Annotated in this window: 14 protein-coding genes and 1 pseudogene; 10 read left to right on the top strand and 5 right to left on the bottom strand. The window is 59.9% G+C overall.

Going from position 1 to position 12,924, the window contains the following annotated elements; translation table 11 throughout:
* Nucleotides 1–243: 243 nt before the first annotated feature.
* Together ASD12_RS21745 and ASD12_RS21740 are read left to right on the top strand one after the other, a co-directional pair.
* Nucleotides 244–1,194: a DUF1403 family protein gene (locus ASD12_RS21745; protein ID WP_244482938.1), complete on the top strand. Its 951-nt coding sequence runs from the start codon at nucleotides 244–246 to the stop codon at nucleotides 1,192–1,194.
* 5 nt (nucleotides 1,195–1,199) lie between these two features.
* Entirely contained in the window at nucleotides 1,200–1,919 is a 720-nt protein-coding gene (locus ASD12_RS21740; protein WP_056590825.1) for an SMC-Scp complex subunit ScpB, read from the top strand.
* A 43-nt stretch (nucleotides 1,920–1,962) separates the two neighbouring features.
* On the opposite strand, the gene ASD12_RS21735 is transcribed toward ASD12_RS21740, so the two are convergent.
* Together ASD12_RS21735 and ASD12_RS21730 are read right to left on the bottom strand one after the other, a co-directional pair.
* Nucleotides 1,963–2,487 (bottom strand): RES domain-containing protein, encoded by a 525-nt coding sequence (locus ASD12_RS21735; RefSeq protein ID WP_056590822.1) that lies wholly within the window; start codon nucleotides 2,485–2,487, stop codon nucleotides 1,963–1,965.
* On the bottom strand, nucleotides 2,484–2,870 hold the full coding sequence (locus tag ASD12_RS21730; protein WP_027026471.1) for a hypothetical protein: 387 nt from the start codon (nucleotides 2,868–2,870) through the stop codon (nucleotides 2,484–2,486). Before ASD12_RS21730 ends, ASD12_RS21735 begins: the two co-directional genes overlap by 4 nt.
* 546 nt (nucleotides 2,871–3,416) lie before the next feature.
* Here ASD12_RS21730 and ASD12_RS21725 point away from each other — a divergent pair.
* Nucleotides 3,417–3,926, top strand: a complete 510-nt coding sequence (locus tag ASD12_RS21725; RefSeq protein WP_140560108.1) for a hypothetical protein — start codon at nucleotides 3,417–3,419, stop codon at nucleotides 3,924–3,926.
* Between the two features lie 147 nt (nucleotides 3,927–4,073).
* On the opposite strand, the gene ASD12_RS34290 is transcribed toward ASD12_RS21725, so the two are convergent.
* Together ASD12_RS34290 and ASD12_RS34285 are read right to left on the bottom strand one after the other, a co-directional pair.
* On the bottom strand, nucleotides 4,074–4,463 hold the full coding sequence (locus ASD12_RS34290) for a hypothetical protein (protein ID WP_156398637.1): 390 nt from the start codon (nucleotides 4,461–4,463) through the stop codon (nucleotides 4,074–4,076).
* Between the two features lie 97 nt (nucleotides 4,464–4,560).
* A complete protein-coding gene (locus tag ASD12_RS34285; protein ID WP_156398636.1) occupies nucleotides 4,561–5,718 on the bottom strand; it encodes a hypothetical protein in 1,158 nt (385 codons plus the stop codon).
* 826 nt (nucleotides 5,719–6,544) lie between these two features.
* Between ASD12_RS34285 and ASD12_RS21705 the strand changes: the two genes are divergently transcribed.
* From ASD12_RS21705 to ASD12_RS33390, 3 genes and pseudogenes are all read left to right on the top strand, one after another.
* Nucleotides 6,545–8,512 carry a hypothetical protein gene (locus ASD12_RS21705; protein WP_156398635.1) on the top strand — a complete coding sequence of 656 codons (1,968 nt, stop codon included), beginning with the start codon at nucleotides 6,545–6,547 and terminating at the stop codon, nucleotides 8,510–8,512.
* Nucleotides 8,509–9,273, top strand: coding sequence for an AAA family ATPase (locus tag ASD12_RS21700; protein ID WP_156398634.1), 765 nt, complete (start codon nucleotides 8,509–8,511; stop codon nucleotides 9,271–9,273). Before ASD12_RS21705 ends, ASD12_RS21700 begins: the two co-directional genes overlap by 4 nt.
* 186 nt (nucleotides 9,274–9,459) lie before the next feature.
* Nucleotides 9,460–9,884, top strand: a pseudogene (locus ASD12_RS33390) (tryptophan--tRNA ligase); the annotation flags it as partial.
* Nucleotides 9,885–9,960: 76 nt separating this feature from the next.
* On the opposite strand, the gene ASD12_RS21690 reads toward ASD12_RS33390, so the two are convergent.
* The gene (locus ASD12_RS21690; RefSeq protein ID WP_056567473.1) at nucleotides 9,961–10,584 is read right to left on the bottom strand and encodes a TetR/AcrR family transcriptional regulator; all 624 of its coding nucleotides are present in this window, start codon (nucleotides 10,582–10,584) and stop codon (nucleotides 9,961–9,963) included.
* 84 nt (nucleotides 10,585–10,668) lie between these two features.
* Here ASD12_RS21690 and ASD12_RS21685 point away from each other — a divergent pair, with 84 nt between their 5' ends.
* From ASD12_RS21685 to ASD12_RS21670, 4 genes are all read left to right on the top strand, one after another.
* Nucleotides 10,669–11,118 carry a hypothetical protein gene (locus ASD12_RS21685; RefSeq protein ID WP_056590797.1) on the top strand — a complete coding sequence of 150 codons (450 nt, stop codon included), beginning with the start codon at nucleotides 10,669–10,671 and terminating at the stop codon, nucleotides 11,116–11,118.
* A 65-nt stretch (nucleotides 11,119–11,183) separates the two neighbouring features.
* Nucleotides 11,184–11,993 carry an alpha/beta fold hydrolase gene (locus tag ASD12_RS33385; protein WP_244482937.1) on the top strand — a complete coding sequence of 270 codons (810 nt, stop codon included), beginning with the start codon at nucleotides 11,184–11,186 and terminating at the stop codon, nucleotides 11,991–11,993.
* Nucleotides 11,881–12,138: an alpha/beta hydrolase gene (locus ASD12_RS35465; RefSeq protein WP_244482936.1), complete on the top strand. Its 258-nt coding sequence runs from the start codon at nucleotides 11,881–11,883 to the stop codon at nucleotides 12,136–12,138. The genes ASD12_RS33385 and ASD12_RS35465 overlap by 113 nt, the downstream gene beginning before the upstream one ends.
* Before the next feature lie 80 nt (nucleotides 12,139–12,218).
* Nucleotides 12,219–12,896 carry a GNAT family protein gene (locus tag ASD12_RS21670; protein ID WP_082525599.1) on the top strand — a complete coding sequence of 226 codons (678 nt, stop codon included), beginning with the start codon at nucleotides 12,219–12,221 and terminating at the stop codon, nucleotides 12,894–12,896.
* The last annotated feature ends 28 nt before the right edge of the window (nucleotides 12,897–12,924 follow it).

Here is a 12,924-nt window from a genome sequence, read left to right as displayed (position 1 = left end):
ACGCCTAAACGAGGCTGTCCGCCGGTGAAAAACGAACGACAATGGCCATTTCTCATACAGATCGCAAAACGAACGATAATGCAACATTATCATTCGTTGTGTCGCCACGACAGGCACAGCGCTTTTTGTCCATTTCTGTTGCTAAAAGCGCCGCCGTGATTCATCCTGCTTTCGATGATTCTGCGTCCCAAACCCTCTCCGCGCCAATACGCCACGCTCGCCAGTGCCTCTCCGACCGTGCCAATGGCAGCGGTGCCGGCCTGGCTGCGCCGGGCCATCTCGGATGCGCAAAGTCATGCGGGAAAAGATGTTGAAGACGTGGCACTCGCCGCAGGCGCCACCATCGGCGTGCTCGACGCGGTGGTCCGCCGGCAGGAGCGGTGGGCCGGCGCCTGGCGGCAGCGGCTGGCGCTTGCCGCGGCCACTGCAACGGCAAAGCAGGCTGGCCGCGTCGAGGATGAAAGCGCACTGCGCGATGCCCTTCTGCTTACACGACCGGGCGACAATGTCGGCCCCGCCGGTCATTTGCTTTTCGCCTGGCGCCGGCTGGTCGGAACGCCTGCGGAGAAACTGCTGACGGAAAAAAACATCGGCACGCTGCTGGATGACCTCGGCCTTGCGCGCAATGACGAGGGCGTGAGCGATCTAGTGGACGATCTGCGGCAGCTCGCCGCCAGGGACGGGACGGCGGCAATGATGACCGGCGCCATCGCGATCTCCGAACGCCACGGCTTGGGGCGCGCCCTTGGAGCCTGGCTTGCCGACGCCCTGCTGGCGCAGCGGCTGGGCTGGACGCATGCAATCCCTTTGCTGGGCGGCGAGGCGGCCTTAGCTGTGGGTATGGGCCGGCCGCGCCGCCCAGTGACTGCCGCCCTGGCTGCGGGTGCCGAAACGGAATCCGATCGGGCCAAAACTCTGCTGGCCGCGCAGGCGCGCGCTGCGCTGCGCGCGATTGACCTGTCCGCTGAGCTCGAGCGCCGCGCGGACCGGCTGCTTGCCGTTGCGCCGAAACTCAGGGCCAAGGCGGCGGACGTCGTCGTGGAAAAGTTGCTCTCCGACGACGCGATCGTCGCCACGGAAAAGATCGCAGGCATGAGCGACCGTGGGCTGCGCCGGCTGTTCGACCGTCTGGTCGAACTCGGCGCCGTGCGCGAGCTTTCCGGCCGCACCGCGTTCCGCATCTACGGGCTGTGACGACCATGGCCGAGGCGACGCGCAGGCGAGGAGGGAGCCAGTCAGATGACCGTCGATCAGCTGACCAGCTGTTTGACCGGGAACTGGATCATCTGCCGCCGGAAGCGCGTTGGCGTGAATGGATGCACCGGGTCGAAGCAACGATCTTCGCCGCTAGCGAACCGGTCGGCCGCGAGACGCTCGCGCGGATCGTCGGCAAGACCTGCAGCATTGATCTCCTCATCGACGACATCCGTGAGGAACTCCGCGGCCGACCCTATGATCTGGTCGCCGTCGCCGGCGGCTGGAAGCATCTGACCCGGCCGGCTTATGCAGACGCTATCCGCAGTGCAGTCGGCGGTAACGAGCGCACGGTGGACCTCACGCAGTCAGAGGTGCTCGTGCTGATGTGCATCGGCTACTTCCAGCCGATCACCCGTGCCGAGTTGTCATCATTCTTCGGCAAGGAGATCAGTCGCGATTTTATTGGTCATCTGCGCGGTGCCGGCCTGATCGCTTCCGGCCCGCGTAGCCCGACGCCGGGCGCGCCCTACACCTATGTGACGACAAAAGAATTCCTGCTGGAGTTCGGGTTCGACACGCTGCGCGACCTGCCGGATTTCGAGGCGCTCGAGGACGCTGGTCTGCTGTCGAAGGAAAAGCTGCTGGCCGGCGATATTCCAGCCGGGCTGGCTTGCGGGGAGGGCGACGGTAAGGACGATGCCGTTGGAGACCAAGCGCCGTGACGGGGGGCGTCGTCGCGTTGTGATCCCAGGGACACTCGATCACTCACGGCCAGGACGACTGGTCGTGCGGCAGCCGGTGATCGGGATCATGGACCATGACCTTATCGCCTTCGACAAGATTGGCTGGAAAGACCACCAGGTTGGTGCCACCGGCGTGACGCAGCGACGGAAACAGGATGCCGCGAAGTCCGGCGGTGACGACCAGGTCCGCGAGCTTCCACGATGGCGGGATCTTCTTGTCGATGCGAGCGACCTGGCGCCAGGCACAATCCCACTCCTTCCACGAGCCATCCCAGATAGCCGGGTCGAACCCCTGCGAAAGGTCGACCACCTCGGCGAGCGTGATGTTGTACGCGGCAAGGGTGGCTGGCGGGGTGATGCTGGCGCCCTGCTTGTATTCCTCCAGCGCTGTCTGCGTCGAACGGGACAGGTAAAGCGCTTCGATGCCGGGCCGGTTGAAACGGCCGCCGTCTATCGCCGCGCCTGCACCGCTGGTGGGCAGGAAAGCCCATTTGGGTGTCAGGTAGCGATGGAAGAACTCGTCAGGGCCGACGCGGGTGACTTTCACCCGCGCGCACCATTTTCGAGATCCCGGATGAAGGCCAGAACCGCTTCGACCTGACCGTCGGCGACGAGTTCGGCCGCCGTGCGATGACTATAGTCAGCGATAGGTTCGTTGCGATACCAGTAGATCGCCTTGTCGACGTCGCCAGTGAGCTCAGTCGCGGCCGAGATCACCTTCACCATTTCCCGCATCCGACCCTGCAAGCGCTCCGATGACGGATTACGAAGCGTGTTGCGGTGGACACCGGTCAACTGGGCCAAATTGGCAACCTTCACGCCCAGCGCCTCCGACAGGCGCTTCGGCGAGATATAGGGTGTGCGCGGCTCCTGCAGGCTATCGACAAAGCCCGAGATCACCGTGGAATGTGCTAGCTGTGCGTGGGCCATGACAATTCTCCGACCTCTCATACGCACAATATATGCACATTTTTACGCATAGCAAGTGAACGGAGGCCTGACCCCATCCAGCGCACTGCCCGTCCTTCCTCATTCTAGAAGCGGTTGCAAACGGCAGCGACGCGCCATCTCGGTCACTTTACTGGCGTTTTCCGCCTACCAGACGCGGACATGGCTGCGTCAACACCTAGGCCCGCGCGACATGCTATGCTCATAGCGCCGATGATTCTGCACAGGAGGGGTGCGGATTCATTGTTTTGAGGGAAGTTTCAGTAGAGAAGAAACATGACTAAGCCCATTCGGATCCTCGTGCCCGTCGATAGCCAAGAGGCTGAAGCGCTTCGACTTGCGCTAGGTTACGCCCGGAAGATCTGTGAGAGAGTCGGACCGGATGTACAGGATGTCATCCTACTTGTGCATACCAAGCACCAGTTGGACCACACCAGCCTTGCTCGGTCCTTAGGAGCGGCTAGTGTTAAGGCTCTTGCCAAAGGACCGATTGCACTGTCCGGGGTTGGCCGCTTGCATGTCGAGACAATGAAGACCTGGCGCTACCCGCCGCGTAAGTCTGTAGTTGTCGTCTACTATGCTGAGCCGAAAATCCTCGATTATGTCGATGGTCTGAATAACATCGCAGGCGTAGTGGCCGTCCCCGACATCCCCGGACAGGCGGACAGCTGGGTGGCCCGCTGGGGCGCGATCGTGCATGGTCAGGCAGAACAGACTCCGCCGCCCACGCTAATAGACGACCCTGTGTTCGTGCGCGCCCTCGAAACGCTAACCAGCGTGATTAACTTGTCGACCGGTCTGGGGCACCCTCGTGACAAGGCGATGGCAAACGAGATCTTGCGTATTCTCCGAACCAAGGGACACTCCGACCAATCTGCAAACATCAAGTCTTGGGCTATTCGGCGTGGATGGCGCCCCGAGGACGCCGCAGATCTCGAAGCATTGGCACGGAAGATCTGGGCGCTGAGGGCCAAACCGAGCCTTTCGGGCATCCACGATCCCGTAGGGCGCTACCAGCGCTGGCAGGCCGACTCGTGAATGCGTCTAGCCGGTCGGCGGTTATGGGTCATCGTTCAATTGAACGAGCGGGCATATGGCGGCATGGCACAATCGCATCGTCCAGACCTTAGAGCGGCTGTTGACCGCATGATCGCGAAAGGGCCCGACCAAGGAAGACGTCGAGAATTATTCGCCTAGAGAGGTCTGCAGCGAGTCGCGGAAGCTGCTTGCGATTTTGCGGTGCGATAAGAGGCGCTTCCCATTTTTCTCCGCTGGGGCCGCTTCACTTGGAGATAATGTCAACGAGGGCCTCGGTCGATGGTGATCTCGACGAACAAATTGAAGTCGCCGCCGTCCACCGACGCGATCGGCTGGCACAAGATAACCCAGGCAGGTCAGCTCGGTCGATATGCACCAGAGGCGATCATCGCGGCCTTCCAGGATGCCGGCAGCAAGGATCGCCGCCTTCGTGAGGATACGGCCCGCTATCTCTCCGATCTGGTGCAGCGGGTTCTGCGCAAGCGCGTCGGCACCAACAAGATGAATAACGGCCAGGACATCATCGACGACGTGCACGACGAATTCTTCACCGCCATCTGCAATCCGAGCTGCGCCGACGCCAAAGGATACCGCGAGTCTTTCTATGGGCGCCTCACCTTCCGGCTCAAGGACGCTATCGCGAAGGAGGAGGCAGCGAAGTTGATCGCGCCACCCGACGAGAAGCCCGCGGCCGGCGGATCGACCGACGACGTCGAAGCCGGCGATGTCGAGATGTCGAGCAAAGTGGGATCGGGGCCGGGGCCTGTCCTTTCACCGTTCGCCAGATCGTATCGAACACCGCCTCCGGGCACTTGACCGGCGCAAGCCCCAGGAGTGCCCAGGACTGGCTTCGATCCAGCATGGGTAGGTTGAACGTATGCGCGTCGGTTGAGCGTCGGGTCAGAAGGACGTGGGTGCCCTTGCCGCAGATCCTCTCCAAGGCCATCATATCCAGATTTGCTGGGGCATCGTCGATCACCAGCAAGCAGCGCAACGTCTGCATCAATCCAACAATGTTGCGGCTTTCGCCTGCCCGCAGCAGTGGGACCGCCTGCAGATCATCCACTCTGCGAATTTCGTCGCCGTCCAGCCAGATGCGGACTTCGTATTCGTCCTGATGCCGATGGGCGAAAGCCTGAGCGGTCGCAGTCTTCCCCAGACCGCCCACTCCGCCGATGGCCAGAACGGGTATATGTTTCAGTCGCTCGGCTATCGCCGCGTCAATTTCGTCTCGAGGCAACCAGCTCGCAAGTGGCTCTGGCACCATTCGGCTCGCCGCTTCCTCCTCCCGAATGCGCTCCAGATCCGGAAGATACGGGGAGAGCTTGCGGACCACCGCATCGCTCAGGATCAGATGGTCGACCAACTGCGTCGCGATCTCCACCGCGCCCCAGAGATAAAGTGTCCTGCCTGCCATCTCCGGCAGGCCGAGGACCGCACGTTCGAAGTCCTGCGCGATCTGCGGTCGGCTCGGCTGCCCGGATAAAAGGAAGATCTTTTCGGCACGGGGCGCGCCACCCAGAGCGTGGGCAAGGTCGCCGCGCGCCTTGTCCATGTCCCCGCTGAAGTAATCCTTCCGGTCGGAGTACTCAACCACGACTTTCCCGTCGCCGTTCGTCGTATCCACGACGCCTGCGACAGGATAGCCGATCAGGTTCAGTCCCCGGTGGTCCAACGGCAGCTCAAGCAGGGCCTGGACGAACAGGCCGCCGAACCTCTCGAAATCGGTGGCGATGTAACCGATCCCGTTCGCCAGCCGGCTGATCAGAGCGGTGCGGCGCTTCGGGTTCATACAGCTCCCCAGAATAAAGGTTGATCGCGATCGCGGCCCGTTGGGCGGAAGTGCCATCGCGTCAGGAGTTCCGAAGGTCTACGACTGATACCGCGTTGTCCATGCAATTTCGGCTTCGACCACCTGCAGCCGGTCGAAGCCGCTACGCGCCGTTCGGTCGTCAGGGTTATCTGGTTCGACGTCACGGCGAGCGGAACCAAATGGCAGGTTTCAGTGTGGGCAGACCCAGAACGGCAGCTTACCGCCGAGCGTGCACCAGAACCGGACCGTCCAGACACGGCCCCAATGCGGCCATTTCGGAACATGCAAGCCGACTAAGTGGCGATTGGAAATCAATAATCACTCAGCCGCAGTGTTCATGGTTTGTGCCTCTAAAGTCGCATAAAGGGCACTGTGGTATGACGTCCGGAATTATCTGTCGTCGTGAGGGGCAAGAGTCCAGAATTATCTGTCGCCGGCCGGACTTCTAAGTGGATGATATCCCGCCGCTTTCGCCCAAAGAGGTTACCAATGCCCTTTGGACAACAGGTTACCAATGTGCCCCAACGACAATCAATTCCCGACTGACCTTAAGCGGATGTTTTGATTGAGCTATTGCAGCCACGATTGGGAACCTAAGGCCAACCAACACGCACATTGGTAACCTCCAGCGACAGGTTTGGTAACCCTCATTGAGCGAGTGGCGCCCGCACTCGCCGCGGGTGACATTGATATTGTCTCCGCGAGGTGGTCTGGGACGATCGTCAAATAGCCTACACGTTCGCGATGTAGCATTTCCCCACAAAATTCTCAGGAATTGCCCCGCGTCGACGCCAGGTTGCTAGCTATGAGTGAGTGGCTGACCACAGTTGAGTTTTCTGCGCTGGTCGGCATTGGGCGGCAAGTCGCTCACCGCGCTCTTCGTCGGCGTCGCTGGCGAAAAAATTCGCTCGAAGTGCGGAAGGTCAATGGTCGGCGCGGCGGGAACGCCGGAGAGCAATATCAGGTGAATTCCACGTCCCTGCCGCTCGAATACCAGCACCGTTTAAAGGTCTCTCAAACCCTCGTTGAAAACCACTCAAAATCAATCACCGGCAGGACGGCAGAGCACACGTGGTGGCTCGATTACCTGAGGCCAGCGCTTCAGCATCCGGTCAAATCGACTGCCCGCACCGACGCCCTGGACGAGCTAGCAGACAACCCAACGCGGAACTGGGAGGGCACGGCGGTCAGCTATTCCCTGCGGACGCTGCAGCGCCATGCCGCACGCTTTGACGAAGACTTGAAGGTCGGACGGCATGGTCGATCGGACAGGGGCAAGAAGCGTGTCGTCATAAGCCGGAGGTGGGATAAGCTGGTCCCGTTCGACGCATCCACCAAGGCAAAGATCGCGGAGGACCTAAAGCAGGAAATCCGCGGCCTGCTCAAAGGCGGCATGTCGTGGGGCCACACCCAGCAAGAAGCCGAGAAGTTCCTGATCGACGCGACTCGGGCCTGGGGCTTCCGCCCCGGCGATCCTAACGTGATGGAGCGCGCTTGTTCTATTCCAACCGACCTCGTCTCAGCGGAACTCCACTTCCGAAACGTCCACCGGTTTAAGCGCGACCATAAGGCTTACGATGATCGCCGGCCGCGTATCCGGCGCACCGTCGCCTGCATGCAGCCGATGGAGCTGGTGGTCGGCGATGTTCACCCTGTCGACATTCACCTCACTCGTCCTGACGGCACTGTCGCCACTGCTAGGCTGATCGGCTTCCTAGACTGGGCGACGCAGCGCCTCTGGATAGGCCTGATCTTTTTCGAAAAGCGCGGCGGCGTGCAAAACCGCGACGTGATCGAAGTCTTCGCGGCCATGATCGAAGCGTGGGGCATGCCGCAGTCGCTCTATGTCGACAACGGTAAAGAATTCGGCTTCGCCGCCTTTCTGGACGACGCCATGCTGCTTACCGTGCCGGGCTTCCATGGCCCGTCCCGATCAACCCACGTCATCAATGCTTTGCCCTACAACGCCTCCGCAAAGCCGATTGAGCGTTTATTCGGCGATCTGGAGACGCGCTATTTCAGCACGGCGCGCGGCCACATCGGCGGCAACCGAATGAGCAAGAAGCAGGAGGCTATCGGCAGGACGGTGGCTCCGTTCGGCGCGTTCGAAGATGTGGTGCCGGCCATAGAAGGCTTCGTGCGCACCTATAATCACACTGCGCAGGGCAAAAAGAGCGCGCTCAAAGGTCTCTCCCCTGAAGCCACGTTCCGCAAACACCTGGAGGCGGGATGGGCGCCGACTGCGATGAGCCGCGATGAAGTGCGCGCGGCATGTGCGCGAACCGAAGAGCGGTCGGTTGTTCAGGGTGCGATATCGGTCGGTGGCCGTCATTGGACATGCCCGGAATTGCAGGCTTACCAGTACGAGAAGATTTGGGTCCGTGTGCCGGCCTATCACACACCGGCCGAGTTGCTATTGCTTGACCGGCGTGGTGAACAAGTCGGCATAGCCTCTCCCGATGTCGAGTTCCATCCGCTCGACAAGCGCGGCGCAAAAACATCAGCCGAACGCGCGAAGGTGCATCGGCAGGCGGTGCGTGACCTCGATCGGTCAGCGCCTGATATCGATGTGGCTGCTCGCCTGATCGCCCGCGGCCAAGCCCAGCCTGAGACGGTTCCGAACGAGCCTGTCGGCATCGTCTCGTACGATCCGACGAAGCGGCCGGCGCGGATCGTGATGCCGAAGAAGCCTTTGCTCTCCGAAGAGCGCCGACGCGAACAGGACGAGCGCATAGCCGCTCAGATGGAGCTGGTGAAGAGGATCGTCGGATGACGATGTTCGTTGAAACCCGGGCTGCGCTCACCGTGCGGGCTGCCTTCGATACGGCGGTCAAGATGCGATATCCGGTGCTTGCGGTCGGCAAAGCCGGACTCGGAAAGACTGTAGCGCTCAACTGGATAGCCTCCCAAAGCGGAGCTGCCTATTGTGAGGTTGCGCAGCATACCAAGGCTATCAGGCCGATGTTCCTGATGCTGCATGACGCCTACGGCGTCCAAAGGGACAGCAAGCACACATACGATCTTGCGAAGGATTGCATGAATTTTTTGGGCGCCCGATACGGCCCGACGCGTCCGTTGCTGGTGGACGAATATCAGAACTTCACACCCACTGTTTTGCGGGAACTGCTGCATGTTCAGGAGCGATGCGGATTCGCTTTGCTGCTCGCCGGCAACACTCATCGGTTAGCGGGCACGAGGCGTGATACCCACGCTGTGGATCAGATCGAAAGCCGTATCGGCATGCGTTTCGAGATCGGGCAGCCGACGCGGGAGGACTGCGTGAGGATCGGCGCGGAACACAACGTTGAGGGAGCCGACGCCTACGAAGCGATTGTTATCTACGGTGAGAACACCTCCCTTCGCGCGCTTTGCCACCTCCTCCAGAATTGCGCTGCCGGGACCAGCGGCTTCGGCAGCATTCGTCTTCCCCGGATAGAGACCACGCTTCGCGGCATGTCGTACGGCAGCGATGTGCTCAGGCTTCTACACGAGCGCCGAAATGCCGCCGCAGACGACCTCCGCAGCCCGGCTTAATTCCGGACAGCGACAGATAATTCCGGACGGCACATTGGAATTCAATGCGCGTGGAGCTAGGCGGGTGGCCGATCAGCCTGATCTGCCTGCGTCTCAGCTTATCGAGTTCCGATCGGCAGATCGCTTCAACGTATGCCTATCTATGCCGAGCTACAGTTTCCCGCATTCGATCAGCGACAGTTCGTCGAGGCGACAATAGTGCCGGTGGGCGAGGATCAGGCGCCGTTGATCGAACAGACAAATGAGACCGTGCGTCGGATCAATGCGATAGCGGGACCGGCGATCCTGCCCGAAGCCCAGGCTGTTATTCCGCAATGTGGGCGGCTACCCGGCGTCTATGGGAAGGCGAAAATATCGAATCGGGCGGCAATGGTACCGCCCTGTCGGTCTTGACCGAGATGATGTCGGACCCGAACCATCTGCGGATCGACGATCCCGGAAAGGTGGAGGGCATTGTAGTCTTCACCTATCTTGATGCGTTCGATGAAGACCCTGACGCGCTGGAAAATACAAAAGCGCACTATCGCCGAGGAGGGCTGGGTGACCACAAAATCAAGCGTCGGCTCGAAGACATCTTGCAGGCTTTGATTGGCCCTATCCGGGACCGTCGCGCGAACTGGTTGAGATCAGGATTTGAGATGCTTCGTCCAAGTCTCAACGCCGTTACCGTCGCGGCAGTGGCTGCGACTATTGCAGATATCCGACCACGAGACGGGTGGCCTCGTCGGTGAGCGTTCTGATGGTTTTGTCAGAAAGCTTCCCATCGCTATGCAAGACGGCATTATGGGCTAGCGCCTCGATCGAGGTCACACATACAAAAGCGGCAAGTGCCAGATCTGCCGCGCGTAACTCATCTCTGTGACTTTCGAGATAGGCCTTGAACATGGCGTGGGCTTCACGATTGAAGGTTTCCACATTTTCGAGGCGTCCCGTACGGGGTATCTGCTCGGCAAGGACACGGTGCAGCTTGGGGTCGATGCTATGCGCCTCGATCGCAACTGCGACAAGCCGGCGCACAGCTTTTTCAACCGGCTGTGACGCGATCTCCGCGAACGCCCCCCTGACAACCTGCATGATTTCTTGATTGTGGCGATCGATGACGGCGGCGACGAGCGCCTCTTTGCCAGGATAGTATTGGTAAAGCGAGCCAACGCTCACGCCCGCTTCAACGGCAATACGGTTGGTGCTGGCCTTGTCAAAGCCTTCTCTGATCAAAATGCGAGCAGTTGCTTCTACAAGCGCATCGACCGTCGCGCGGGACCTCTCCTGAGACGCGCCCTTCCTTGGATTCATAAGCGGCTTAGGCGCCATGTTTCTCCCGTCCTAATGCGAGTAGACAATTGTGAGCCATCGCTCGCATTATGTCCACCATTCTTGTGAACGAGCGGACGAATAATGCTTTATGGAGCTGTTTTGGGAATTCATCTCTATGCCATGTGCACTGCTTTGCTCCTGTTCGTGGCGGCAGAGTTTCTGCTCCTTGTGGCAAGACGAGGCTACCGAAGACCGGCAAGAATGGCCTTCTTGGCCAGTCGCTTGGCGGGACCTCTGACCGGCGCTGGCGTCCTCGCCGGTATCGTCCTTGTGGTTCTTGGCGGCTGGTCCCTGTTGACGCCGTGGTTGGTGGCGTCCATCGCGCTTATCGGCGCTCTAATGGCCGTTAAGCACATATTCGTTCGTCCATGGGTGATGCGAGGCCAAATGGGGCATCGCGGCTCGGCAGTGGACGTCAAGGCATTGGCCGCCGACAGCCGTGCTATGGCTGGACGATTAGCCGTCATAGCGCTTTTTGCGCTCATCATCGCTTTGATGGTCGCTAAACCTGAATTGAACGGGTTCGCATAATCTTGGACTCTGAGGCTCGTCGGCACGCGCCAGCGAACGAAATATATTCGAAAGCGAGCTTAAAAATGGCACCCTTGGTTCGCGGCAATGAAAGAACGCTGCAACGGCTTACTTCGGGCACAGACTGTCCAAGCTTGCAGAGCCGCATCCTCGTTGGGTTGCTGAGGTTGTTTCGTGTCAAGAAGCGGATGGCATCCGCTGGTGCCGTGCAACAGCGCGTGCGCCGATTAGCATTGCGGCCGGTTCTCTTCGGACCAACAGGACTGGGGCGCGGCGTCGAGGTGACGAGAAAGGACGTGGCTGGATGGCCAATCTATCACACAGCGCCCGCCGCACATTGTGAAGGTTGCAACATCGTGGTCTTCCTGCACGGCGGCGGCTATATCAATGAGATCGTTCGCGCCCACTGGCGCATTGTCGGCTACTTCACCCGAACTGCCGAGGTACGCTGTATCGTTCCTATTTATCCATTGGCACCCCACAACACCGCAGAAGAGGTAGTGCCGGCCATGGGCGAACTGTTGCGTAAAATCCTGCAAGATGCGGGGGCGGTGAAGGTGACAGTGGTCGGCAATTCGGCCGGAGCTGCGTTGGGATTGGCAGCGGCCCAGTGGCTGCGAGATCGTGGACACACACAACCGAGCCGACTTGTGTTGATCTCGCCTGGCGGGGATTTTTCCGTCAGCCGGCCGGAGCAGGTGCCGATTGCTGCGCGGGATCCTGTCAATGATATACCTGGCGTACGCGAAGTCGGGCGCCTCTTTGCCGGAGACCTTCATATCGCCCATCCCATATGTCAGTCCATTGAATGGCGATTTCCGTGGACTGGCGCCGATAATCATCTTTTCCGGGACGCTCGACCTGTTTTATCCTGATTGCGTCGACATGGCCACCAAGGCATGGGCGGCAGGAGTGGCGGTCGAACTTCATCTTAAACAGGGCCAGCCGCACAATTATCCTGGGATGCCAACGCCGGAAGGCCGGGAAGCGCGGACCACGATCTTGCGGGCAGTGGCCTGAGGATGAAGCTCATTCCACGGCTTTGTATTCTGACACAGGCGTTGGAGGAGCTCGTTCGTCCAAGAGCATAGGTTTTCTGTATGACGTCATCGCTCGGCACTCGGATTTCCCAAGAAAGCTGGCCCTTTCCGATAAAGGATCGGCGTGCCGGTAACTATGTCGATTTGCTGCCTTTGAGCGCGAATGACGCTGACGCTCTCTGGCCGGCGGTCGTTGCGGCCCCTGAGAGTTTTACCTATCTGCGATACGGACCATTTGCAGAAATCAAAAGCCTTCAAATATTTCTTAAGGAGGTCAGCGCTCGTACGCACCACCCATTTTGGATAGTGGAGCCAAAAGGGCAAGCGCCGCAGGGATGGCTTTCAATTTGCGACGTGGATCAAAAGGATAGCAGCATCGAAATCGGCAGTATCTGGTTCTCCCCGTCGTTGCAGGGGGCACGCGCGGCGCGGGAAGCTATTTTTCTGCTGATGTGTCATGCGATGGATGAGTTGGGTTATCAACGTCTCGTCTGGAGATGTCAGTCGCAAAATCAGAAATCGTTCAAGGCTGCCAAGAATCTAGGATTTACCTACGAAGGAACATGGCGACGCGCGGCAATCGTTGACGGGTGGCAGCGTGACGTGGCTTGGTTTTCCATCTTGAAAGAAGAGTGGCCCCGTCGTCGGGCCACAATAAGTCGGTGGTTGATGAGCGAAAACTTCGACGCCGCGGGCAATCAGATGGCGCGGCTCGCGGAGCTGGATTTCGGCATGTAATCGATCCTTCTTCTTAGTGAAGGCCCCG

Source organism: Mesorhizobium sp. Root102, from assembly GCF_001425625.1.
GTDB lineage: Bacteria > Pseudomonadota > Alphaproteobacteria > Rhizobiales > Rhizobiaceae > Mesorhizobium.
The sequence above is the reverse complement of the archived record's forward strand: the minus strand, read 5'-3'. Positions and strand labels throughout refer to the sequence as shown.

Bases quoted from the DNA above. Each gene is read 5' to 3' on its own strand.
- ASD12_RS21745 (WP_244482938.1), top strand. From the start codon at position 244: ATGGCAGCGGTGCCGGCCTGGCTGCGCCGGGCCATCTCGGATGCGCAA.
- ASD12_RS21740 (WP_056590825.1), top strand. From the start codon at position 1,200: ATGGCCGAGGCGACGCGCAGGCGAGGAGGGAGCCAGTCAGATGACCGT.
- ASD12_RS21730 (WP_027026471.1), bottom strand. From the start codon at position 2,870: ATGGCCCACGCACAGCTAGCACATTCCACGGTGATCTCGGGCTTTGTC.
- ASD12_RS21725 (WP_140560108.1), top strand. From the start codon at position 3,417: ATGAAGACCTGGCGCTACCCGCCGCGTAAGTCTGTAGTTGTCGTCTAC.
- ASD12_RS34285 (WP_156398636.1), bottom strand. From the start codon at position 5,718: ATGAACCCGAAGCGCCGCACCGCTCTGATCAGCCGGCTGGCGAACGGG.
- ASD12_RS21705 (WP_156398635.1), top strand. From the start codon at position 6,545: ATGAGTGAGTGGCTGACCACAGTTGAGTTTTCTGCGCTGGTCGGCATT.
- ASD12_RS21700 (WP_156398634.1), top strand. From the start codon at position 8,509: ATGACGATGTTCGTTGAAACCCGGGCTGCGCTCACCGTGCGGGCTGCC.
- ASD12_RS21690 (WP_056567473.1), bottom strand. From the start codon at position 10,584: ATGGCGCCTAAGCCGCTTATGAATCCAAGGAAGGGCGCGTCTCAGGAG.
- ASD12_RS21685 (WP_056590797.1), top strand. From the start codon at position 10,669: ATGCTTTATGGAGCTGTTTTGGGAATTCATCTCTATGCCATGTGCACT.
- ASD12_RS33385 (WP_244482937.1), top strand. From the start codon at position 11,184: ATGGCACCCTTGGTTCGCGGCAATGAAAGAACGCTGCAACGGCTTACT.
- ASD12_RS21670 (WP_082525599.1), top strand. From the start codon at position 12,219: ATGACGTCATCGCTCGGCACTCGGATTTCCCAAGAAAGCTGGCCCTTT.